Consider the following 23485-nt stretch of genomic DNA (forward strand, 5'->3'; position numbering starts at 1 on the left):
GCGGAGACGGCGCAGCACCGCGATGATCCTCGGCATCGTCGCGGGGTCGGTGGCGTTCCTGGTGATCGTCGGCGTGATCATCGGCGTCCTGACGAACAACACCAGCACCGAAGCCAGCGCTCCGATCAGCCCCGGCACCGGCACGCCGACGGCGCACGCGCCGCAACCGCGGCCGAGTGAACCCGGCAACGACGAATCCGACGCGCCGACCAGTGGCAGCACGACCGGCGGCAACACCGGTGGCTCGGGCAGCGGCAGTACGTCGGGCACGCTCACCTTCGGCGACTGCAAGCTGAAGCCGTCCAAAGGCTGGCACAAGAAGACCGTCAAGGCCGATCACGGACTCGCCTCGGTGGCCAACACCGACGGCGATGTGTTCCAGGCCCAGTGCATCCAGCTGGACAAGGGGACCGACCCTAGTCAGGTCCTTGACACCTGGTTCGACCAGTTGGCCAAGGACTGCGCGGACACCCGCAAGTCTCCAGCCAAGGACGTCGAAACCGGTGTCGACGACCTGACCGCCGCACAGGCACAGATGCAGTGCGCCGTGTCGGACAGCCAGGGATCCTCGGTCATGGGCGTCGCCTCCGCGGCCGCGGTCCGCGACGACGGCATGACCGCGCTGACGACCGTGATGTTCGGAGAGTCCAGCGACACCGCCCAGCTCAGCCACGACTTCGGCAACATGACCGTCTCCGTCTGGGCAAGCCTGGAGTAAGTGGTTGCCGAGCCCGCGGAGCAGCCACCGAGCGAGCCGGTAGGGCAACCCGACCCCTCCGGGGGTCCAGGGGGGTCGTCCACCTGGGACTGGCTATTGCGAGCGCCCGCCTGGCGGCAGCAGCAGGAAGCGGACAGTATGAGATCGCCAGTATGAGATCGCCAGTATGAGACTGTCAGTGGCGCGACATACGCTGGCGACATGCGTCCTGTCGAAGAGCTTCAGCGCACTGTGCACCCGTTCCGGATGGAGAGTGACTTCGCCCCGTCGGGTGACCAGCCGGCGGCCATCGACGACCTCGAACGGCGGCTGAATGCGGGCGAGCAGGACGTCGTCCTGCTCGGCGCGACGGGTACCGGTAAGACCGCGACAGTCGCCTGGCTTGCCGAGCGGCTGCAACGACCGATGCTGGTGATGCAGCCGAACAAGACCCTGGCCGCGCAGTTCGCCAACGAGCTGCGGCAGTTCTTCCCCAAGAACGCGGTGGAGTACTTCGTCTCCTACTACGACTACTACCAGCCCGAGGCGTACATCCCGCAGACCGACACCTACATCGAGAAGGACTCCTCGCTGAACGAGGAGGTCGAGCGGCTGCGGCACTCGGCGACCAATTCTCTGCTGACCCGGCGGGACACCATCGTCGTCGCCACCGTCTCGGCGATCTACGGTCTTGGTTCTGCGGCGGAGTATCTGCGGCAGGCGATCATGCTCAAGGTCGGTCAGGAGATCGACCGCGACCATCTGCTCCGCCAGTTGGTGGACATCCAGTACACCCGCAACGACCTGTCGGGCGCGCGCGGCACCTTCCGGGTCCGTGGTGACACCCTCGAGGTGTTCCCCAAGTACGAGGAGATGGCCGTCCGGGTCGAGTTCTTCGGTGACGAGATCGAGCGGTTGATGGTGATGCACCCGCTGACCGGCGAGATCCTCTCCGAGGACGAGGAAGCCATCCTGATGCCGGCCAGCCACTACTCCGCCGGTGCCGACACCATGGAGCGTGCGATCAAGGGCATCGAGGCGGAGTTGGAGCACCGGCTGGCCGAGCTCGAGGGTGAGAACAAGCTGCTGGAGGCGCAGCGGCTGCGGATGCGGACGACGTACGACATCGAGATGATGCGACAGATCGGCACCTGCTCCGGCATCGAGAACTACTCGATGCACCTGGACGGCCGCTCACCGGGGGAGCCGCCGAACTGTCTGCTCGACTACTTCCCCGAGGATTTCGTGCTGGTCGTCGACGAGTCGCACGTCAGCATCCCGCAGATCGGCGGGATGTACGAGGGCGACGTGTCGCGGAAGCGGACCCTGGTCGACCACGGGTTCCGGCTCCCGTCGGCCGTGGACAACCGGCCACTGCGTTTCGAGGAGTTCGTCGAACGCATCGGGCAGACTATCTACCTGTCGGCGACGCCGGGCAACTACGAGCTGGCCCGGTCCCGCGGAGTCGTCGAGCAAATCATCCGGCCGACCGGACTGATCGATCCCGAGGTGATCATCAAACCGACCCAGGGGCAGATCGACGACCTGATCGGCGAGATCCGCGCCCGGGCCGAACGGGACGAACGGGTACTGGTCACCACCCTGACCAAGAAGATGTCCGAGGATCTCACCGACTACCTGCTGGAGAACGGCATCCGCACCCGTTACCTGCACTCCGAGGTCGACACCCTGCGCCGGATCGAGTTGCTCCGGCAGCTGCGGATGGGGGAGTACGACGTCCTCGTCGGCATCAACCTGCTGCGCGAGGGTCTCGACCTGCCCGAGGTGTCCCTGGTCTCCATCCTGGACGCCGACAAGGAAGGCTTCCTGCGCAGCGACAAGAGCCTGATCCAGACCATCGGCCGCGCCGCCCGGAACGTGTCCGGCCAGGTGCACATGTACGCGGACAAGATCACGCCCTCGATGGCTGCAGCGATCGACGAGACCAACCGGCGCCGCGACAAGCAATTGGCCTACAACAAGGCGAACGGGATCGATCCGACCCCGTTGCGCAAGAAGATCGCCGACATCACCGACATGCTGGCCCGCGAGGACGTCGACACCAACGACATGCTGGCGGGCACCTCGATGGGCAAGCGGGCCGGCAAGGAACGCCGGTCGCCGACGCCGCGGCTCGGTGCCGACAGCGTCACCGAACAGGCCCGCAAGATCGCCGGCATGCCTGCTGGTGATCTCGCCGATCTGGTGCAGGAGCTCACCGAACAGATGCACACCGCCGCCGCAGACCTGCAGTTCGAGGTGGCGGCCCGGTTGCGTGACGAGATCTCCGACCTGAAGCGCGAGTTGCGGCAGATGGTCGAAGCCAACCGTTAGTCAGTCACCCAACTGTCATGAACCGGTGATCCGTTAGCTGATCGAATCCCTGGCCCGGTCCGCGCCGGCGATCAGGCGACCGGCGCCTGCTGGAGTTCGAGCCACTGCCTGCGCCGCTCGGACTGCTGCTGCGGATCGGGCACCGGCACCGCAGCGAGCAGCCGCTGGGTGTACGCGTCCCGCGGATGATGCAGCACCGCACGCGACGGCCCCGTCTCGACGATCTCGCCGCGCCGCATGACCGCCACCCGGGAGGTCAGCTCGCCGACGACTGCCAGGTCGTGGCTGATGAACAGGCAGGCGAAACCCAGTTCGGCGCGCAGGTCCCTGATCAGGTTCAGGATCTGGTCCTGCACCGACACATCCAGCGCGCTGGTCGGTTCGTCCGCGATCAACAACGACGGCCGCATGGACAGCGCCCGGGCGATGGCGACCCGCTGCCGCTGGCCGCCGGACAGCTCGTGGGGATACCGTGCGGCGAGTACCGAGCCGAGCTGCACCGCGTCCAGCAACCGCGCGACCTCCCGGCGGCGGGCGGCCGGATCCAGGTCGGAGTGCAACCGCAACGGTTCACCGATGCTGCGGCCGACGGTGTGCCGCGGGTTCAGGCTGGACGCCGGATCCTGGAAGACCATTCCGATCCGGGTCCGCAGCTGCCGCAGTGCCCGGCCACGCAGCCGGGAGATGTCGATGCCGTCGATCCGTACGGTTCCGGCAGCGGGCGAGATCAGCCCCGCCAGTGCCCGGCCGACCGTCGACTTGCCGGAGCCGGACTCACCGACCAGACCGACCGTCTCACCGCGACCGATGGTCAAGGTCACGTCGTGACACGCCAGTAGGCCGGCGCCCAACCCGCGCCCGTGGTATCTGATGTCCAGACGGGTGATCTCGGCGGCCGGCGCATCGGGATCAGGTGCCCTGGGATTGTCAGCAGCCGGCCGACGGCCATCGTCGGAGCCATCCTCGGAGATCACCAGCGATTCCAGCCGGGGGACCGCAGCCAGCAGCCGACGGGTGTACTCGGCCTGCGGCCGCCGGTAGAGCACCTCCGCCGGCGCCGATTCGACGATCTCCCCGTCCTTCATCACCGAGACGTCATCGGCCACATCGGCCACAACGCCCATGTCGTGGGTGATCAACAACACCGCCGTGCCGAGCCGGTCCTTCAGATCCCGGATCAGGGCCAGGATCTGCGCCTGCACCGTGACGTCCAGGGCAGTGGTCGGCTCGTCGGCGATCAACGCCAACGGGTCGTTGCTGATCGCCATCGCGATCATCGCCCGCTGCAGTTGTCCACCGGACAACTCATGCGGATAGGACGCCGCGATCCGGGCCGGATCGGCGACCTCGACCATGCCCAGCAACTCGATCACCCGGCGGAGCGCCGCCTGGCGACCGGTTTGCGGGTGATGTTCCCGGATCGCCTCGGCGATCTGGTCACCGATCCGGAAGACCGGATTCAGTGCGCTCATCGGTTCCTGGAAGATCGTTCCGACCTGGCCGCCGCGGGCCCGCCGCAGCCGCTCGACCGGCGCCCCGACCAACTCGTCCCCGGCAAGCCGGATGCTGCCGCTGACCCGGGCGGACCGCGGCAGCAGGCCGAGCACCGACATCGCAGTGACACTCTTGCCCGATCCCGATTCCCCGACCAGGCCGAGCACCCGGCCCGGCATCACGTCGAGGCTGACCCCGTGCACCACCTCCTGCGCCGGGCTGTCGGCTTCCGGACCGGCGAAGGCGATCCGGAGATCGGCGATGGACAGCACCGGTTCGACCACCGGATCACCCCCTCCTGCACTGTTGATCTTGTCTCGTTGATCTTGTCTCGTTGATCTTGTCGATGACGTCTACTGCTGCTTCAGCGTCACCTTCAGGTAGTTGGGGTAGGCCGGGAAGGCGCCGATGAAGAAGTTCTGCACGTTGGAGCCGTGCAGGAACGAGTTCTTGGCATAGCTGACGGGGATCACCGGCGCATCCTGCATGATCTGCTTGTCGATCGCCGCCCAATCCTGCTCGGCCTTGGCCTGGTCCACCTCACCGGTGGCCTGCTCGATCGCCTTGTCCACCGCAGGATTGTCATAGCGGGAGGTGTTGTAACCGCCGTTGCCGATCTGGCTGGAGTCGTACAGCGGCTGGATGTTGGCGTTCGCGCTGGGGAAGTCGGGCTGCCAGCTGCCCAGGTACATGTCGTAATCGCCCTTGCCCTGGGTCACACGCTCGGCCACCGCGTTGGAGTCCAACGGCAGCAGCGTGATCTTCACCCCGGCCCGCTCGAGTCCTTGTTCGACGGCCTGCGCCTGCGCCGTGGCCATCGAGTCGTTGGAGGTGATCAGCGTGAACTTCAGATCATGCGCGTGGCCGGCGGCCGCCAGCAACTGCTTGGCCTTCGCAACGTCGCCGTCCTCACCGGCCGGGTAGAGGTCGTACTCCTGCCGCCCGGCGATGCCCGGGGTGATCAGGGTCGTCGCCGGTGAGCCGGAGATCGCCCCACCGGAGGCGGCGATGAACGCCTTCCGGTCGATCGCGTATTCCAGAGCCTGCCGGATCTTGACGTCCTTGAGCGCACCGCGCTGGGTGTTCATCGCGACGAAGTTCACCGCACCCGGCTGGGAGGTGACCAGCCGGGAGGCGACCTGCGGGTTGTTCCGCGCCTGAGCCAGCTGAGCGGCCGGGACGAAATCGGCGCCGAAGGAGTTCCTCGCATCGCCGTTGTCGCTGATCAACGTCTGCGCGGCGACGGTGTCGTCCTGGCCGAGCTTGAAGATGATCTTGTCCGGTCCACCGACGCGGACCTGGTCGGTGCTCTGCTCCCAGTGCGGGTTGCGGGTCAGGGTCATCGCGACACCCTGCTGGTAGGACTCCACCATGTAGGGCCCGGACGCGGCCGGATGCTGGCCGTACTCGGCGGGTTTGGTGTCCTTGGACTTCTCCACCGGGGCGAAGGCCGGCATGGACACGATCCACGGCCAGTCGCCGTACGGGACCTTGAGTTTGAAGACGATCGTGCTGTCGTCGGGAGTCTCGATCGAGGCGAGGTCCTTGCCGCTGTACGGACCCTTGTAGCTCTCCCCACCGACCAGCAACCCCTTGTGATAGCTCAGGCCGCCGGACAGTTCGGGGGCGAACGACCGCTCGATGCCGTACTTGATCGCCTCACTGGTGATCGGCGTCCCGTCGTTGAACTGCAGGCCGGACTTCAGGTGGAAGGTCCAGGTCTTGCCGCCCTCGGAGGACTTGCCGGTGTCGGTGGCCAGATCGGGTACAACGGTGGCCGGCTTGCCCGGACCGTTCTGCCAGGCGGTGAGCCGCCGGTTCACCAGACCGTTCGAGGTGATCGCCAGGCTCTGACTGGTCGCCGGGTCGAAGTTCATCTCGGTGCCCGAGGACAGGATGTTCAGCGTGCCGCCCTTGGCGGCCGGGGCCGAGCTGTTGTTGCTTGGGGTCGACGGGTTGGCGTTGCACCCGGCGATGACGATGGCGGCCGCGGCTGCGGCTGCGCTGACGGCGAGACGGCGTCTCATAGATCAACCTTTCCGAACACGAGCAATGACATGACAGGGAATTCAGGTGAGTGGGCGGAGGAGCCGGCGACGCCCGGAACGATCATCGGGTCACCGCCTTGATCCGCGGGTCGAGCAGGCCGTAACTGATGTCGACGACGAAGTTGGCGACAATGATCAGGAACGCCGAGAAGAGCGTCACCCCGACCAGCACCTGCAGGTCAAGGTTGCCCACCGCGTCCAGCAGCAGCGACCCGAGCCCCTGCATCGAGAACACCTTCTCGGTGATCACCACACCGCCGAGCAGACTGCCGAGGTCGAGGCCGAAGACGGTCGCCACGGGAATGAGGACGTTGCGCAGCGCGTGCCGTCCGATGGTGCGCCGTTCGCTCAGCCCCCTTGGCCCGCGCCGTGCGGATGTAGTCCTCGCTCATCACCTCGAGCATCTGGCCACGGGTCAGCCGGGTGTAGACGGCGGCGTTCAGCAGGGCCAGCACGATCCACGGCAGGACCAGGTGCCACAGCCAGTCGACCGGACTCTGGGTCAGCGGTATGTAACCGCTGACCGGCACCATGTTCAGCCGGAATCCGAAGATGAAGATCCCCAGCAGACCGGCAAGATAGGCCGGCGCCGAGACTCCGGCGATCGAGATCGTCATCAGGCTCCGGTCGATCAGCGAGCCCCGGCGCAGTGCGGAGACGACACCGGTCGAGACGCCGAGGATCAGCCACAACACGGCCGCACCGATGGCGATGGAGAAGGTGACCGGGATGCGCTGCAGGATCAGGTCGGTGACCGGCTCGTTCAGCCGGAACGAGTAGCCGAAACAGGGCGCACTGCAGGTGATCGCCGCCGGACCGCTGCCGAAGGTCCGTCCCGCGACGATGCCGACCAGATAGGCCAGGAACTGCCGCCACCAGGACTGGTCGTAGCCCATGAACGCGCGCGCCTCGGCCAGCCGGTCCGCGGTGCACGGCCGGCCACAGGACAACCGGGCCGGATCCGACGGCAGGACGTAGAAGATCAGGTAACTGATCAGCGCGATGATCAACAGGACCAGCACCATGCCGCCGAACCGTCCGGCCAGGAACCGGAGATAGGCCAGTGCCCGACGGCCCCGGTCGCGGGTCACCGCCGCGTCGACCGCGGTCATGCCCGGCCCCCGACCGTACGAGGATCCAGTACATCGCGCAGTCCGTCCCCGAACAGGTTGAAGGCCAGCGTGATCAGGAACAATGCGCCTCCGGGGACGACCAGGAACATCGGGTCGACCGAGATCCAGTTGATCGCCTCGCCGATCGACCGGCCCCATGCCGGAGTGGGCGGTGGCACCCCGACACCGAGGAACGACAGGGCGGCCTCGGCGCCGATCTTGCCCGGTATCGAGATGGTGGCGAAGACGATGATCGTTGCCACCAGGTTCGGCAACAACTGACTGAACAGGATGTGTCCGGACCCCGCGCCGGACGCCCGCGCGGCGACCACGTAGTTGCGCTCCCGCAGGGTCAGCGTCTGGCCACGGATCACTCGGGCGATCGACGGCCAGCCGAAGAATCCGATCACGATGATCAACAGGATCGGCTTCGGAAACGTGTCGGGCACCACAGCGCCAAGGGTGATCATGAAGATCAGGCCGGGGAAGCCGAAGACGACGTCGGTCACCCGGCTGATGATCCGGTCCGTCCAGCCGCCGAAGTAGCCGGCGACGATCCCGATCAGGACCCCGAGCAGGACCGAGACGACGGTTGCGGCCACGCCGACCAGCAGCGAGGTCCGGGCGCCGTAGACGACGATGGCGAACATGTCCCGGCCGGTCAACGGTTCGACGCCGAACCAGTGATCGGAACTGATCCCACCACCGAACCCGGTCGGCGCGGTGTCCGGGCCGAGCGTGTCCAGGTGGTAGGTGTACGGATCCTGGCCCTCCAGCGCAGCCAGCGCGGGTGCGAAGATCGCGGCGAGCACGAAGAGCAGGATGACCGCTCCGCCGACGGTGACCGAGGAGTCACGCATCAACCGCCGGAGCAGCGGCCCTTGGCCGACTCTCGCCTCGACTGCGGCAGTCGTCACCTACCCGTCCCTCCCGATCTGTCGTGTCACGTCCGTCGCGGCTGTGCCGGCTCCGGTTCGTCCGGATCCGGACAGCCAACTCTTGCATGGCCGGCGGTTGCGATGCCGATGCTGTCACGTGCTGGGATGCGCAGCCGATTCCAGGGCGTAAGAGTAGGAAAACAGTGGCCCGCGGCGCGAATCGGCGCGTTTCGCGGCCCGGATGACGCGCCGATTGGGCTGACTGCGCATCGGGCTGGAACAATGGGTGACGGAGGGGAGTATTCCTTCGCTTTGGCATCGTCATCACGGGCAGCCGGCCGGCTGCACGCCCGGTCACCGGGCGCCCGGTGCCGTCGGTCGGACAGGGTCGAGCGATCCGGTTCGGCGGAAGAGACCTCCGAGATAACTGTGGTACGCACTGACGTCTCGGAGGACATACGTGGACATTTCTGTCTCGACCTGGCTGATCACCATCGCCGCCATGGTGTTGGTACTCGGCATCGACCTGTTCGTGATCGGCCGTCGACCCCACGAACCGTCGATGAAGGAGGCGGGGACGCTGATCGGCGTCTTCGTCGCGCTCGCCGTGCTCTTCGGCATCGGGGTCTGGCTGTTCGCCGGCGGTCGCTATGCCGGTGAGTTCTTCGCCGGCTGGCTGACCGAGTACAGCCTCAGCATCGACAATCTGTTCATCTTCGTGATCATCCTGACCAAGCTGCAGGTGCCGCGCCAGCTGCAGCAGTACGCGTTGATGGTCGGCATCCTGCTCGCCCTGGCGTTCCGCGGCATCTTCATCGGCCTTGGCGCCGGCCTGATCAACCTCTTCACCTGGATCTTCTTCATCTTCGGCGCGTTCCTGATCTACACCGCGATCAGGCTGGTCATCGACTACCGGAGTCACGACGATGACGGCGCGACTCCCGACAATCCGCTGATCCGCTGGGTCAGGCGCCGCGTCCCGTCGACGGAGGAGTTCCACGGCACCCGGTTGACCGTCCGCGAGGGCGGGCGGCGACTGATCACTCCGATGCTGTTCGTGATCATCGCCCTGGGCAGCACCGACCTGTTGTTCGCCCTCGATTCGATACCGGCGATCTACGGACTGACCCAGGAGCCGTATCTGGTCTTCACCGCGAACGTGTTCGCGCTGATGGGGTTGCGCCAGCTCTACTTCCCTGATCGGTGGGCTGCTGAAGCGGCTGGTCTACCTGTCCCTGGGCCTGTCGGTGATCCTGGCGTTCATCGGCGTCAAACTCGTCTTCCACGCGATGCACGAGTACCACCTGGACGAGAAGCTGAACATCCCGTTCTCACTGGACGTGCCGATCTGGTTGTCGCTGACCGTGATCATCGCCACGCTGGCGGTCACCACGGTCGCCAGCCTGATCCGGTCCTCCCGGGACGCTCGGACCCCGCAACCGGTGCCGCCGGCCGAGGGGTGAGATCCGACACACACCGCCCCGGCCGGCGGTGCGATGATCATCTCCGAGATGCTGTCACCTGATCTGGGAACCGGGCCGAAGGCGTACGTCCGGTTGTTGCGCCATCGGCCCGCCGCCGTCCCGTTCTTCTCGGCGCTCATCGCCAGGCTGTCGATCTCCATGGCCCCGCTCGGTCTGCTCCTTCTCGTGCAGTCGGAGCGGGGCGCGTACGGCATCGCCGGCGTTGTCACCGGCGCGTTCGCCATCGGGATCGCGGTCGGGTCGCCGATCTGGGGCCGGGCGATGGACCGGGCCGGCCAACCCCGGACCCTGCTGCTGACTTCGCTGTTCAGCTCGCTGCTGTTGGCGGCGGACGCGATCGCCACCGTCGGGGGCGCCTCGATGCCGGTTCTGATCGCCCTGGCCGCCGCCGCCGGTCTGTCGTTCCCGCCGATGAGTGCGGCCATCCGGTCCGCGTGGCGGGTGATCTTTCCCGATCCGGCATCGCGCCGGGTGGCCTTCGCACTCGACGCAACGGCAGTCGAACTGCTCTTCGTTGTCGGTCCGCTGCTCCTGTCGGCGATCCTGGCGCTGACCGGGCCGGTCGTCGCGGTGCTCGTCGCGGCCGGATGCATGGCGTTCGGCGGCATCGCCTACTGCCGGACCGATGCCGCCCGCCACTCCAGCGGCGGGCACGCCGGCCATCAGCCGAACGACCAGCACGCGGCGCTGCAGGCCCGCCACCACCGGTCGGCGCTCACCGTGCCGGGTGTCGCCTCGGTGCTGCTGGTGATGCTGATGCTGAGCGTCGGTTTCGGCCAGCTGGACACCTCGATGGCGGGCACCGCCAACCGGATCCTCGGCGGCAACGACAAGGTGGGCATCCTGTTCACAGCGATCGCCGGTGGCAGCGCGGTCGGCGGACTGGTGTACGGCGCCCGCAACTGGGCCCTCGAGGAACGACGTGCGCTGCCGATCACCGTCGGCGCCTTCGCCATCCTGTTGACCGGCATCGCTGCCGCCGTCGGCGCCGACCACCCACACCTGTGGCTGTTGCTGCCGATGCTGTTCGGCACCGGACTGACGATCGCCCCGTCGCTGATCATGCAGCAAGGACTGCTCGACCACCTGACCCCGTCGAACCGGTTGAACGAGGCGCAGTCGATGCTGTCCTCGGTCAACCAGGTCGGCGCCGCCGCCGGGACGGCGGTCGCCGGAGTGGTGATCGACTCCTACGGCCTGTTCTGGTCCTTCGTCGGAGCCGCCGCCGGGGTCGCTCTCTGCTGTCTGTCCGCGCTGGCCGGGCAATCCCGCTGGGCCCGGCTGATGTCGACGCCGGCGCCCGCCGCCGCTGACGCGACGGCCGAATAGTCGGCATCTGACATCGCGAGAAATTTCGCCGCGATCGTGGCGGAACAGGGGTCTTGCTCACTACCGTCCGGAGCGACATCGTCGTCACCCCCAAACGGAGGCTGTCATGGCACCACCGCTCGACCCCCGCGAGCATTCCACCCCAAATCCCGCCCGCCCAGATTCGACCCGGGCCCCAGCGCACCGGGTGACCCGCAGAAGATTCCTCACCACCAACGGCCTGGTCATCGCCGGCCTGGCCGGCGCATCGACGGGCGTCGCGTCCGGCGTCCTCGGCCCGGCGCTTCCCGCCGCAGCAGCGCCCTCGGGCCGTCCGTCCGGAGTCAACTGGAAGCCCGGCCACCTGCTGCCGTCATTCGCCGAGCCGGGTCACCTGCAGGCAGCGACGGTCGCCGAGCTTTCCGGTGAGGACCAACTGCTGCTCACCACCTTGCAGGGGATCGTCAACCGCACCAAGCCCGAGCTCTACTTCAACTACGATCCCGGCGAGAACACGGCCGATCAACGCTGGCTGGACGGTTTCGACCCGAGCCGGGTCACGGTGCACGACGACGCACTGGAGCTGGTCGGCAGGTACCGGTCCCGTGTGCGCGGCGCCATCGTCTACGACCCGGAGGCGCCGGACACGATCAACGTCGCGACGACACTGGCCGGGCTCGAGGATTCGGTGGTGGCCACCGCCGAGCAGGCCGAGGCGTACGGTTTCAAGATCATCGACGACCTGCGCGGACGGTTCGCCGGTCTGGACAAGGTGCAGATCTACCAATGGCAGGTCGATCATCTCTGGCCCCGCTGCGATCACCGACTGCTGACCGGGCTCTCACCGACCCGGGTCGTCGACGTCAAGGGCGTGACGTGGCGGGAGATCGCCCGCGAGACCGAGCAGATCCGGGACTCGTCGAACCGGGCGACGCTGACCTGGGACCTCAGTCCGGAGCTCGGCGCGGACGCCGTATTCCTCCGTTTCGCCGACGCGTTCACCAACGACGGCTGGGGTGCCTCGGTCGGGCACCTGACAGCGAAGGCGGACGGCACAGTGATCGCCGACTTCACTCCCGGCACCGCTGCCGAGGAGCCCTTCCTGTTCTCCGGCAACTCGTCCATCGGCGGCGACCAGAACCGGTTCGCCGACGGCGGCAACTACTTCATCTACCGGTTCCAGCCGCCGTCCGGTACTACCAGCCTGACCGTCACGGTCGACATCTGGAACCAGTACCTGGTGTCGGCGACCGACACGGCACCCACCCGGGTCGAACCCTTCCCCTACTTCCGGGACTACGTGGTGGCCACCCGTGCCATGCTGTTCTGGCTCGACCCGAACGGTGATCCGGGCACCCTGATGGGGGAGATCTTCGACAAGTCGGCGGTCACCACGACGCCGTACCTCGGATGGTTCTCCAACGACGTCGCCGGCGAATGGGGCGGTGTGGACATCGCGTCCCAGCATCGCGGAGAAGTGTTCGCAGCCGACTTCTACATGAACGGCACCGTCCATGGCGGCGTCCGGACCGCGATCTCGACCAAGATCAGGAAGCCGCGCCCGGCGGCCCAGCAGAACAAGATCTACATCACCCTGACCTTTGGCGAGGGTGACAACATCCAGTACTGCCAGCGCCGTCTCCGCGACCTCTGGGACAACCCCGACCGGGGCAAGGTACCGACCAACTGGACGATCGACCCGGTGCTGGCCGACACCGGTCCGGCGATCTACCGCTACTTCCAGCGGACGGCCACCGACAATGATCTGCTGATCTGCGGTCCGTCCGGCGCCGGGTACACCTACGGGCCGTCCTGGCCGGATGACAGCTTCGTCGATTTCGCCGAGCTGACCGAGAAGTACCTGGAGCTGACCGGACTCGATCTGGTGTATGCCTACAGCAACGGAGACGGGTCGGCTCCGTTCAGCGACAAGGTGCTGCAGGCCTATCGGGAGCACACCAGGCTCCGCGGCATCATCAAATCCTCCGGGCGGGGTGGGATCGAGGCGACCGGCGATCTTCCGGTGATCGCCAACTTCTCGCCTCCCGGCGGGCCGGCCGATTTCAAGGCAGCGCTGGACGATCACGCCGGTGACTGGGACGGCAGCACCCCGTTCTTCATCGCCGCCGGGATCGGTGCGTGGAGTTGGACACCCACCGACATCGTCGGGCTCGGCGCGCTGCTGGACGCCGACGACCGCTACCGGATCGTGATGGCCGACACGTTCTTCGAGCTGTTGCGGAACGCCGGCCAGGCCCAACCCCAGGCTGCAGAGATGACAACCCGCCGACTGCCGGGCGCGGTGCGGTCACCGTCTGCCGGCGCGACCTCCCGGGCCACCCGGAGGGGCTGAGATTCGGAGCAGTGGCGCGCGAGGATGATCACCAACCGCGAGCGCGCCACTGCTCCAGGTGGGGTCGTTCCCGGCCGACGGTCGTGTCGTCACCGTGACCGGGATGGATCACCGTGTCGTCGTCGTAGATGTTGAAGATCTTGCTCTCGACATCGTCGATCAGCGACCGGAAGCTCTGCTCCGACGTCGTCTTGCCTACTCCACCGGGGAACAACCCGTCACCGGTGAACAGGTGGGTGACGTCGCCGCGATAGATCACCACGACCGACCCCGGAGTGTGGCCGACCAGACCGATGATCTCGACGTACTCCTCGCCCAGTTTGAGTTGATCACCGTCCCAGACGCCCTGGATGTCACTGACGCCGGCTCCTTCGGCGATCGCCTGGGCGTCCGGTCGGCCCGCGTACAGTTGCGGGTGCCAGCGGCCGGCAAGATCACCGAGCGCCTGCCAATGATCACCGTGTCGGTGGGTGGTGATGATCATCTCCGGCGCCGGGTCGGCGAGCGCAGCGATCCGGTCGGCATCGTTGGCGGCATCGATCAACAACGACGGCCCGGTGCGGGTCTGCAGCAGGTAGGCATTGTTGTCCATCGGACCCACCGACAGTTTGATCATGGTCAACGCGGCGGAGAGCTGCTGGACCAGCGGTCCACCGCCGGGTTCGACATGTCCCAGTCCTGGCATCGATCCTCCTGATTCAGCCGAAGCTCGGTAGCTCCGGTATCGGGCCGTCCAGGCCTTCGGAGCCGGACCGGCAGGTGACCCAGCCGAGCAGCCTGTTCGCCGGACCGTTGATCACCACCGGTTCGCCGCCGCGCCTGGGACCGAAGTCGTAGGTCCTGCCGGATTCGGCGACCACGGTCAGCGGCGGGTAGCCCGATCGTCCGGCCTGTCGGAAGGCACACCAGTCAAGGACGGCCTCCGCGGTCGGCACGTCGATGTCGTCGACGGTCATCCCGAGGTCAAGATCAACATGATGGATGATCACCTCGGCCAGTCGACCGGCGGGAAGCTGCCCGGCCCGTACGTCGCGACCGTCACGCAGCCGGACAACAGCCTGCCAGGCACCGGCGTCGGCGACTGCGTCGAACTCCTGAGCCAGCAGACCCGCGGTGGTGTCCAGGTCGGTCTGGATCGCCAACCCGTCGCGGCCGGCACCTGCCTCGATCGCAGCGTCACGGTTGTCGGGGTACATCTGCTGTTCGGCGCCGGTATGTGCCCAGTTGGCGAGCCGTGCGAACGCCTCGGCATGCCGGGCCAGGTGCGTTGCGACATGGGCGCGGGTCCAGCCCGGCAGTCGTGATGCGGCGTGCCAGCTGTCGTCCTCGACGGCGATGGTGTCACCCAACAGCCGGCGGTTCGCCGCGGCAAGCAGGGCGCGCACCGCGGCGATCGGGTCGGCGGTCGTCGAGGACTGGTCGGCAGCCGGCTGGGGAGTCATGGTCCAACGCTATCCCTTCCGGCCGGCTCACCGCGCCGGCCGATCACAGCGCGCCGCGGAACTCCACGGAACAGCCGCGGACGATGATCACGATCGAGACTAACCTGAGTCCGGCAGGTCCTTATTCACTCCTTTCGTGTTCCTCCATCGGTCAGGAGCTCACCCGCAGCAGGAGCCATGATGGACGCGCAACCAGATCAGCTCAGCGGTGTCCGGGCGACCCTGCTGTACACCTTGTACTACCGGGCGCTCGATCAACGGTCTGCGGCTCCCATCGTCGGCGACGCCTGGGCGGCCGGAGTTCTCGACCGGATCGGCCGCGCCAACCGCAGAGCCGTACGGACGGCGAAGCTCGGTTCGTCGGGGAGGTTCCCGCCGTTGCTCCGCGCACGGCGGCTTGATGACTGGACCCAGGACTTCCTGGATCTGCATCCCGACGGGTCCGTCGTGCAGCTGGGCTGCGGCCTGGACAGCCGCGCCTTCCGACTCGACGTGCCCGAGACGGTCAACTGGTACGACCTGGACTTCCCCGACGTCATCGAACTGCGCCGCCAGGTCTATCCGGCCCGTGCCGGATACCGCCTGATCGGCTCGTCGGCGAGCGACCCGGGTTGGCTGGCGGAGATACCGGCGGACCGCCCGACCCTGATACTCGCCGAGGGAGTGCTGCCGTACCTCGCGCCGGACGATGTCCGCCGGCTGACGACCGAACTCACCGACCGGCTGACCAGCGGTGAACTGATCTTCGACGGCGTCGCTGGTCCGACGGCTCGGATGACAAGACTCTTCCGCTGGACCCTCGGCGACCCTCACGAGCTCGAACGCTGGAACCCCCGGCTCACCCTCCTCGACGTCGTTGCGGTGATCCACGACTTCGACCGGATTCCCAACCGCGGATATCGCACCCAGTTCCGTCTGCTGAGCAGGTTCCGGACCATGCGCGACAGCCTGCGGCTGGTCCGCTACCGCTTCTGAGCACCGTTGCCCGGCACCCGTCGCACAGACCGGGCGGGATGACGACGAGGCTATTGTCGGTGGCGCGTCCTAGACTCCCGGACGTGACAGATCGACTCATCATCCGCGGCGCCCGCGAGCACAATCTTCGCGACGTGTCGCTCGAACTACCCCGGGATGCGCTGATCGTGTTCACCGGTCTGTCCGGATCGGGGAAGTCGAGCCTGGCGTTCGACACCATCTTCGCCGAGGGTCAGCGACGCTATGTCGAGTCCCTGTCGGCGTACGCCCGCCAGTTCCTTGGGCAGATGGACAAGCCCGACGTCGACTTCATCGAAGGTCTGTCACCCGCCGTCTCCATCGACCAGAAGTCGACCAGCCGCAACCCGCGATCGACGGTCGGCACCATCACCGAGGTGTACGACTACCTCCGGCTGCTCTACGCGCGGGCGGGACATCCGCACTGCCCGGTGTGCGGCGAGCCGATCAGCCGGCAGTCACCGCAGCAGATCGTCGACCGGCTGCTGGAACTTGAGGAGGGCACCCGATTCCAGGTGCTGGCGCCGGTGGTCCGGGGCCGCAAGGGTGAGTACGTCGACCTGTTCCGGCAGTTGGCCACCGGCGGGTTCAGCAGGGTCCGGGTGGACGGCGAGGTGCACCAGGTGACCAGCCCACCGACCCTGGACAAGCAGAAGAAGCACAACATCGACGTCATCGTCGACCGGCTGGCGACCAAACCGTCGGCGAAACAGCGGCTGACCGACTCGATCGAGACGGCACTGGCGCTGGCGAACGGGGTGGTGTCGATCGACTTCGTCGATCTTGATCCGAAGGACCCCGGGCGGGAGCGCGGCTACTCGGAGAAGATGGCCTGCCCGAACGGGCACGACATCTCGATCGATGAGCTGGAGCCCCGACAGTTCTCCTTCAACGCGCCGTGGGGCGCGTGCCCCGAGTGTTCCGGCATCGGCACCCGAATGGAGGTCGATCCGGATCTGGTCGTGCCCGATCCGGACAAGAGCCTCGACGAGGGTGCGCTGGCCCCCTGGGCCAGCGTGCACGTCGCCGACTACTTCGACCGGTTGATCGCCGCCTTGGCCAAGAGCGAGAAGTTCAGCACCTTCGTGCCGTGGCGGGAACTGCCCGCGCGGGCCAAGAAGCTGCTGTTGAACGGCGTCGACGGCCAGGTGCACGTCAGCTACAAGAATCGGTACGGCAGGGAGCGCTCGTACAACGCCCGCTTCGAGGGCGTGGTCTCCTATGTCGAGCGGCGCCATGCCGAGGCCGAGACCGACACGTCCCGGGAGCGGTTCGCCGGGTACATGCGTGAGGTGCCGTGTCGGGCGTGCAAGGGCGCCCGGCTGAAACCGACGTCCCTCGCGGTCACCGTGGGCGGCAGGAACATCGCCGAGGTGTCGGCGATGTCGATCGACCGGGCCGCGGAGTTCCTGGCCGAGCTGCAGCTGAGCCCCCGCGAGAAGCAGATCGCCGAGCGGGTGCTCAAGGAGATCAACGAGCGGCTCCGCTTCCTGCTCGACGTCGGCCTGGACTACCTGTCGCTGAATCGCCCGACCGGGAGCCTGTCCGGCGGAGAGGCCCAGCGCATCCGGCTGGCCACCCAGATCGGCTCCGGACTGGCCGGTGTGCTCTACGTCCTGGACGAGCCGTCCATCGGGTTGCACCAGCGGGACAACCGGCGGCTGATCGAGACCCTGCTCCGGTTGCGCGACATCGGCAACACCCTGATCGTGGTCGAACACGACGAGGACACCATCAGGACCGCGGACTGGACCGTCGACATCGGGCCGGGTGCGGGGGAGCACGGCGGCCACGTGGTCGTCTCCGGCACCGTCGACGACCTGCTGAACAGCAAGGAGTCGCTGACCGGCGCCTACCTGTCGGGACGGAAGCAGATTCCGTTGCCGGTCAGCCGGCGACCCGGCGACGGTCGGGTGGTCACCGTCCGGGGCGCGGCAGAGCACAATCTGCAGAACATCGACGTCGACTTCCCGCTCGGCCAGCTGATCGCGGTCACCGGTGTGTCCGGCTCCGGCAAGTCCACCCTGGTCAACAGCATCCTTTACACCGCGTTGGCCAAGCAGATCTACAACGCCCGGGCGGTTCCCGGGAAGCACCGGTCGATCAGCGGCATGGAACACATCGACAAGATCATCCACGTCGACCAGTCGCCGATCGGCCGGACGCCGCGGTCGAACCCGGCCACCTACACCGGGGTCTTCGATCACATGCGAAAGCTGTTCGCCGAGACTCCTGAGGCGAAGGTGCGCGGCTACCAGCCGGGCAGGTTCTCCTTCAATGTCAAGGGCGGCCGCTGCGAGAATTGCATGGGCGACGGCACAATCAAGATCGAGATGAACTTCCTGCCGGATGTCTATGTTCCGTGCGAGGTGTGTCACGGTGCCCGGTACAACCGGGAGACCCTCGAGGTGCACTACAAGGGCAGGACGATAGCCGAGGTCCTGGACATGCCGATCGAGGAGGCGGCCGAGTTCTTCGCCGCCATCCCGGCGATCGCCCGCCACCTGCGGACGCTCAACGAGGTCGGCCTGGGTTACGTCCGACTCGGGCAGCCGGCGCCGACGTTGTCCGGCGGTGAGGCGCAGCGGGTCAAGCTCGCCAGCGAGCTGCAGAAGCGATCGACGGGACGCACCATGTACGTCCTGGACGAGCCGACGACGGGCCTGCATTTCGAGGACATCCGCAAGCTCCTCGGAGTGCTCGGCCGACTGGTCGATGCCGGCAACACCGTTGTAGTGATCGAGCACAACCTGGACGTGATCAAGACCGCCGATCACCTGATCGACATGGGACCGGAGGGAGGCTCCCGGGGCGGTACGGTGATCGCCACCGGCACGCCGGAGACGATCGCCCAGTCGCCTGGGTCGTACACCGGACTGTTCCTCAAGGAGATCCTCGACGGCCACGACATCCCGGTCGGTCCGGTCCAGCCGGACCTGCTCGGGATGACCGGCGACGGCGAGCGGCCATCCGGCAAGGCGGTCGCCGATGCGCCGCCGCAGCGGGCGACTACCAAGAAGGCAGCCTCCAAGAAGACTTCAGCCAAGAAGACTGCGGCCAAGGAGACAGCGGCCAAGGAGACAGCAGCCAAGGAGACAGCAGCCAAGAAGACAGCAGCCAACAAGACAGCAGCCAACAAGACAGCCATCAAGGAGACTGCAGCCAGCAAGAGCGCGGCCTCCAAGAGCGCGGCCAACAAGGCACCGGCGAAGAATGCCGTCAAGTCCTCGGCGAAGACGGCGACGAAGACGGCCACGAAGTCCTCGGCAAAGACGGCGACATCTGCCGGAAAGACAGCCGCGAGGGTCAACGGCAGGCGCGACTCGGCTGCCTGAGACGGATCTCATCCGCCGGTGAACCATTCCTCCGGCACACGCGTTATCCGTTCTGTCAGCCGTTTCCGCCGACGATCTGCCGACCCGACGACTGGAGTCACCCCATGATCGACGCATTCCTCAAGGTGTCCGCCACCGGTTCCCGTCGCGACCTCTTCCGATCCGTCGGACTCGTGGCACTGGGCGGCGGCAGCGCCGCTGTGCTGGCCGCCTGCTCGGGCTCCGGCTCGGCCTCGGGCGGTGATACCCCGACGCCGTCGGGACCGCTCACCATCGCCAAGTCCGATGTGCCGGTGCGTAGCGGGGTGATCAAGGACGGCTTCATCGTCACCCAGCCGAGCGCGAACAACTACAAGGCGTTCAGCAACATCTGCACCCATCAGGGTTGCCCGATCACCGACCTCCGCGGCGACACGATCATGTGCAACTGCCACGGCAGCGAGTTCAACATCGACGGGACGGTAAAACGGGGGCCGGCCAACCGGCCGCTGACCGCGGCCAAACTCAGCGTGGACGGCGCCAACCTCGACGTCTCGAGCTGACCCGCCGGGTCGGTCGAACGGGGCGGGCCGAGGACGGGGCGGGCCGAGGACGAGCCGGATCGATGGCGGTCAGGAACGCGCGGTAGCCAGGGCCCGGCTGAAGCGACGCGCCTTCTCGGTGATCACGTCCCAGCGCTGCTCGACCATGTCCTGGGTGGAGCACAGCTCGCCTCCGGCGCCCACGGCGAACGCGCCGGCGGCGATCCACTCACCGAGGTTGTCGGGGGATACACCGCCGGTCGGCATCAGCGGGACGTCGGGGAACGGTCCGCGGAGGGCCTTCAGGTAGCTCGGGCCGACCAGCGAACCGGGGAAGATCTTGATCCCCGCCACCCCGAGTTCCCGGGCCGCCATCAGCTCCGTCGGGGTCAGCGCGCCGCTCAACGTCGGTACACCGGTGTCGGCCATGAAGCGGACGAGTTCCGGCGCCGTACCCGGGCTGACCAGGAACTGCGCCCCGGCCGTCGCCGCCTCACTCACCTGGGGTCGCCGGGTCAACGTGCCGGCGCCGACCACCGCGTCGGGGAACTCCTGCCGGATCTGGGCGATGGCCGCCGCCGCGCCGGGCGTGCTGTAGGTGACCTCGATCGCTGTCACCCCACCCGCGATCAGTGCCTCGGCTGCTGCCACCGCAGCCTCGGAGGTCGGTGCCCGCAGGACGGCGATGACACCGGCGACGCCGACGGCGCGCAGGGATCGGGGGAGAGTGGCGAAGGCTTCGGTCATGATCGTCAGCGTATCGGGGCCGGGCGGTGCAGCGTTACGCTCTCGTCCGTGAGCGTTCTCTCTCCGGTCATGATCGTGCTGGCGCACCCGCGTCCGGCCGGCTTCGATCATGAACTCGCCGGCCGGGTGCGGTCGGTCATCGGTCAGACCGGAGTTCGGCAACACTTCCATGATCTCTACGCCGAGTCCTTCGATCCGGTGCTCACCCAGGACGAGCAGCCGGTCGATGAGGTGTGGTCGCGCGGAACCAGTTCCGAGCAGGTCCGCGGCCGGGTCACGGTCGCCCCGGACCCTCTGGTGCAGCGGCACCAGCGGGAGTTGGCCGAATCCAAGGCGTTGGTGGTCATCCATCCGGACTGGCTGGGCAAGCCGCCCGCAATGCTCACCGGTTGGCTCGACCGGGTCCTGCTGTCGGCGGCCAAGGAACCGGCGCCGGTGCTGCAACGCGCCCTGGTGATCAACACCAGCGAACAGCCGGGCGCGCCGACACCGGAGTCCGACGCGCTCGGCATGCTGTGGCGCGATCAACTCGGCCCCTACCTCGGATCACCGCTGTTCGAGCGGCTGACCTTCCGCGGCACCGCAACCGCCGACGACCAGCAGTTCGCCCGGTGGCGGAACGCCACCGAACGGGCCGCGGCCTGGGTCTGCGGCGCCGCCCGGTAGCACCGTCGGACCGGCCTCCTAGTCTTGGGGACGTGGCAGATCCGCAGAGTTATCGCCCGAAGCCGGGCTCGATCCCCGAGAACCCCGGGGTCTACCGCTTCAGCGACGAGACCGGACGGGTCGTCTATGTCGGCAAGGCCAAGAATCTCCGGTCCCGGTTGAACTCCTATTTCGCCGACCCGGGCAATCTGCTGCCCCGGACGTACGCGATGGTGCACACCGCGGCCAAAGTGCAGTGGACGGTGGTGCAGACCGAGGTCGAGGCGCTGGCCCTCGAGTACGCCTGGATCAAGCAGTACGACCCGCGCTTCAACATCAAGTACCGCGACGACAAGACCTATCCCTGGCTGGCCGTCACCTACTCCGAGGAGTTCCCCCGGGTGCACGTCGGCCGCGGCGCCAAACGCAAGGGCAATCGCTACTTCGGTCCGTACGCCCACGCCTGGGCCATCCGGGAGACCGTCGACCTGCTGCTCCGGGTCTTTCCGATGCGTTCCTGCTCCCGGGGCGTCTTCCGCAACGCCCAGCAGGTCGGCCGCCCCTGCCTGCTCGGCTACATCGGCAAGTGCTCGGCTCCCTGCGTCGGCCGGATCAGCGCCGAGGATCACCGGGCGATCGTCGACGACTTCTGCCACTTCATCGCCGGCAACACCGCGCCCGTCGAGCGACGGATCAAGCGCGAGATGCAGCAGGCCAGCGACAACCTCGAATTCGAGAAGGCCGCCCGGCTGCGCGACGACCTCGGCGCCCTGAACCGGGCGATGGAGAAGAACGCGATCGCGTTCCGGGACGGCACCGACGCCGACGTCATCGCTCTGGCCGAGGATCCGCTCGAGGTCGCGGTGCAGATCTTCCACGTCCGCAAGGGCCGGGTCCGCGGCGAACGGGGCTGGGTGGCCGACCGGGCCGACGAGGGCGACACCGGCGACCTGGTGGAGCAGTTCCTGCTGCAGCTGTACTCCGAGGTCGACACCGACGATCCCGACCAGCAGGCCGTCCCGCGGGAGATCCTGGTCCCCGCCCTGCCGCCGTCGAAGGATTCGCTGACCGAGCTGCTCAGCGAGATCCGTGGCAGCAACGTCGAGATCCGGGTCCCACAGCGCGGGGACAAGCGGGTGCTGATGGACACGGTCGCCAAGAACGCCCGGGACGCCCTGGTCAGGCACAAGACCGTACGAGCTCAGGACCTGTCCACTCGCAATCGTGCGCTGGAGGAGATTCAGAATGCCCTGGAGCTGCCGTCCCCGCCGCTGCGGATCGAGTGCTACGACATCTCCAATCTCCAAGGCACCGAGGTGGTCGCCTCGATGGTGGTATTCGAGGACGGACTGCCGCGCAAGAGCGAGTACCGCCGGTTCGTGATCCGCGGGGTCGACGGGCAGAACGATGTCGCGGCGATGCACGAGGTGATCACCCGCAGGTTCCGGCGGCTGTTGGACGACCAGAAGTCGATGCAGGCTCCCGGTGACGCCGCCGCGGGCGAGGGTCCGCTGCTGATCGATCCGACCACCGGAGCACCGAAGAAGTTCGCCTACGCACCCTCGTTGGTTGTGGTCGACGGCGGCCCGCCGCAGGTCGCGGCGGCCGAGGCGGCCATGGAGGAGCTGGGCGTCAAGGATGTCGCGCTCTGCGGGCTGGCCAAACGGTTGGAGGAGGTGTGGCTGCCCGACGAGGAGGATCCGCTGATCCTGCCCCGGACGTCGGAGGGCCTCTACCTGCTGCAACGGGTGCGCGACGAGGCGCACCGGTTCGCGATCACCCACCATCGGTCCCGCCGGAGCAAGTCGATGGTCGAGTCGCTGCTGGACGAGGTGCCCGGGCTTGGCGAGGTCCGTCGGAAGGCGCTGCTGGCACATTTCGGCTCGCTGAAGAAGCTGCGGGAGGCAAGAGTCTCCGACATCGCAGCCGTTCCGGGATTCGGTGAGCGGACCGCCCTGTCGGTCAAGGCGGCACTCGACCAGAAGCCGAAGGCCGAGGCCGTCAACACCGCGACCGGTGAGATCCTCGAGTGAGCCAGGCGCCCGATCCGAAACCACCTCAGCCTGCCCGGCCGCGGCTCACCACCGAGGAACC

General features: G+C 67.3%; 16 protein-coding genes and 2 pseudogenes. 10 read left to right on the forward strand and 8 right to left on the reverse strand.

Going from position 1 to position 23485, the window contains the following annotated elements; translation table 11 throughout:
- The first annotated feature begins 22 nt into the window (after positions 1-22).
- Both GJV80_RS03040 and uvrB read left to right on the forward strand, forming a co-directional pair.
- Positions 23-718: a hypothetical protein gene (locus tag GJV80_RS03040; protein ID WP_154686636.1), complete on the forward strand. Its 696-nt coding sequence runs from the start codon at positions 23-25 to the stop codon at positions 716-718.
- 201 nt (positions 719-919) lie between these two features.
- Positions 920-3031, forward strand: coding sequence for an excinuclease ABC subunit UvrB (gene uvrB, locus GJV80_RS03045; protein WP_154686637.1), 2112 nt, complete (start codon positions 920-922; stop codon positions 3029-3031).
- Between the two features lie 71 nt (positions 3032-3102).
- On the opposite strand, the gene GJV80_RS03050 is transcribed toward uvrB, so the two are convergent.
- The 5 genes and pseudogenes from GJV80_RS03050 to GJV80_RS03065 all read right to left on the reverse strand — a co-directional run bounded on the left by GJV80_RS03050 (position 3103) and on the right by GJV80_RS03065 (position 8602).
- Entirely contained in the window at positions 3103-4809 is a 1707-nt protein-coding gene (locus GJV80_RS03050) for an ABC transporter ATP-binding protein (protein WP_230208080.1), read from the reverse strand.
- A gap of 69 nt (positions 4810-4878) precedes the next feature.
- Positions 4879-6552 carry an ABC transporter substrate-binding protein gene (locus GJV80_RS03055; protein ID WP_154686638.1) on the reverse strand — a complete coding sequence of 558 codons (1674 nt, stop codon included), beginning with the start codon at positions 6550-6552 and terminating at the stop codon, positions 4879-4881.
- Between the two features lie 82 nt (positions 6553-6634).
- Entirely contained in the window at positions 6635-6871 is a 237-nt protein-coding gene (locus tag GJV80_RS23575; RefSeq protein WP_230208081.1) for an ABC transporter permease subunit, read from the reverse strand.
- Between the two features lie 106 nt (positions 6872-6977).
- Positions 6978-7685 (reverse strand): annotated as a pseudogene (locus GJV80_RS23580) (ABC transporter permease); the annotation flags it as partial.
- Positions 7682-8602, reverse strand: coding sequence for an ABC transporter permease (locus GJV80_RS03065; protein ID WP_230208082.1), 921 nt, complete (start codon positions 8600-8602; stop codon positions 7682-7684). The pseudogene GJV80_RS23580 and the gene GJV80_RS03065, both read right to left, overlap by 4 nt.
- Positions 8603-9023: 421 nt before the next feature.
- On the opposite strand from GJV80_RS03065, the pseudogene GJV80_RS03070 reads away from it, so the two are divergent.
- From GJV80_RS03070 to GJV80_RS03080, 3 genes and pseudogenes are all read left to right on the forward strand, one after another.
- A pseudogene (locus tag GJV80_RS03070) lies at positions 9024-10026 on the forward strand (TerC family protein).
- A gap of 48 nt (positions 10027-10074) precedes the next feature.
- Positions 10075-11376, forward strand: a complete 1302-nt coding sequence (locus GJV80_RS03075; protein WP_195909132.1) for an MFS transporter — start codon at positions 10075-10077, stop codon at positions 11374-11376.
- A 106-nt stretch (positions 11377-11482) separates the two neighbouring features.
- Positions 11483-13708 (forward strand): GxGYxYP domain-containing protein, encoded by a 2226-nt coding sequence (locus GJV80_RS03080; RefSeq protein WP_154686640.1) that lies wholly within the window; start codon positions 11483-11485, stop codon positions 13706-13708.
- A 28-nt stretch (positions 13709-13736) separates the two neighbouring features.
- Here the strand turns inward: GJV80_RS03080 and GJV80_RS03085 are convergent, their stop codons facing one another.
- Positions 13737-14393, reverse strand: coding sequence for an MBL fold metallo-hydrolase (locus GJV80_RS03085; protein WP_154686641.1), 657 nt, complete (start codon positions 14391-14393; stop codon positions 13737-13739).
- A 13-nt stretch (positions 14394-14406) separates the two neighbouring features.
- Positions 14407-15150, reverse strand: a complete 744-nt coding sequence (locus GJV80_RS03090) for a maleylpyruvate isomerase family mycothiol-dependent enzyme (RefSeq protein ID WP_154686642.1) — start codon at positions 15148-15150, stop codon at positions 14407-14409.
- A gap of 180 nt (positions 15151-15330) precedes the next feature.
- Here GJV80_RS03090 and GJV80_RS03095 point away from each other — a divergent pair, with 180 nt between their 5' ends.
- The 3 genes from GJV80_RS03095 to GJV80_RS03105 all read left to right on the forward strand — a co-directional run bounded on the left by GJV80_RS03095 (position 15331) and on the right by GJV80_RS03105 (position 20020).
- Positions 15331-16125, forward strand: a complete 795-nt coding sequence (locus GJV80_RS03095; protein ID WP_195909133.1) for a class I SAM-dependent methyltransferase — start codon at positions 15331-15333, stop codon at positions 16123-16125.
- A gap of 83 nt (positions 16126-16208) precedes the next feature.
- A complete protein-coding gene (uvrA, locus tag GJV80_RS03100; protein ID WP_154686644.1) occupies positions 16209-19478 on the forward strand; it encodes an excinuclease ABC subunit UvrA in 3270 nt (1089 codons plus the stop codon).
- A gap of 104 nt (positions 19479-19582) precedes the next feature.
- The gene (locus GJV80_RS03105; RefSeq protein ID WP_154686645.1) at positions 19583-20020 is read left to right on the forward strand and encodes a Rieske (2Fe-2S) protein; all 438 of its coding nucleotides are present in this window, start codon (positions 19583-19585) and stop codon (positions 20018-20020) included.
- Positions 20021-20089: 69 nt separating this feature from the next.
- Here the strand turns inward: GJV80_RS03105 and GJV80_RS03110 are convergent, their stop codons facing one another.
- Positions 20090-20746: a bifunctional 4-hydroxy-2-oxoglutarate aldolase/2-dehydro-3-deoxy-phosphogluconate aldolase gene (locus GJV80_RS03110; RefSeq protein WP_154686646.1), complete on the reverse strand. Its 657-nt coding sequence runs from the start codon at positions 20744-20746 to the stop codon at positions 20090-20092.
- A 48-nt stretch (positions 20747-20794) separates the two neighbouring features.
- Here GJV80_RS03110 and GJV80_RS03115 point away from each other — a divergent pair, with 48 nt between their 5' ends.
- The gene (locus tag GJV80_RS03115) at positions 20795-21412 is read left to right on the forward strand and encodes an NAD(P)H-dependent oxidoreductase (RefSeq protein WP_154686647.1); all 618 of its coding nucleotides are present in this window, start codon (positions 20795-20797) and stop codon (positions 21410-21412) included.
- A gap of 32 nt (positions 21413-21444) precedes the next feature.
- Positions 21445-23424 carry an excinuclease ABC subunit UvrC gene (uvrC, locus tag GJV80_RS03120; RefSeq protein ID WP_154686648.1) on the forward strand — a complete coding sequence of 660 codons (1980 nt, stop codon included), beginning with the start codon at positions 21445-21447 and terminating at the stop codon, positions 23422-23424.
- Positions 23425-23485 lie beyond the last annotated feature (61 nt).

It is taken from the genome of Microlunatus sp. Gsoil 973 (assembly GCF_009707365.1).
In the GTDB taxonomy this organism is placed as follows: domain Bacteria; phylum Actinomycetota; class Actinomycetes; order Propionibacteriales; family Propionibacteriaceae; genus Microlunatus.

Coding starts and splice junctions, on each gene's coding strand:
- GJV80_RS03040 (WP_154686636.1), top strand. CDS start 23: ATGATCCTCGGCATCGTCGCGGGGTCGGTGGCGTTCCTGGTGATCGTC.
- uvrB (WP_154686637.1), top strand. CDS start 920: ATGCGTCCTGTCGAAGAGCTTCAGCGCACTGTGCACCCGTTCCGGATG.
- GJV80_RS03055 (WP_154686638.1), bottom strand. CDS start 6,552: ATGAGACGCCGTCTCGCCGTCAGCGCAGCCGCAGCCGCGGCCGCCATC.
- GJV80_RS03075 (WP_195909132.1), top strand. CDS start 10,075: ATGCTGTCACCTGATCTGGGAACCGGGCCGAAGGCGTACGTCCGGTTG.
- GJV80_RS03080 (WP_154686640.1), top strand. CDS start 11,483: ATGGCACCACCGCTCGACCCCCGCGAGCATTCCACCCCAAATCCCGCC.
- GJV80_RS03085 (WP_154686641.1), bottom strand. CDS start 14,393: ATGCCAGGACTGGGACATGTCGAACCCGGCGGTGGACCGCTGGTCCAG.
- GJV80_RS03090 (WP_154686642.1), bottom strand. CDS start 15,150: ATGACTCCCCAGCCGGCTGCCGACCAGTCCTCGACGACCGCCGACCCG.
- GJV80_RS03095 (WP_195909133.1), top strand. CDS start 15,331: ATGGACGCGCAACCAGATCAGCTCAGCGGTGTCCGGGCGACCCTGCTG.
- GJV80_RS03105 (WP_154686645.1), top strand. CDS start 19,583: ATGATCGACGCATTCCTCAAGGTGTCCGCCACCGGTTCCCGTCGCGAC.
- GJV80_RS03110 (WP_154686646.1), bottom strand. CDS start 20,746: ATGACCGAAGCCTTCGCCACTCTCCCCCGATCCCTGCGCGCCGTCGGC.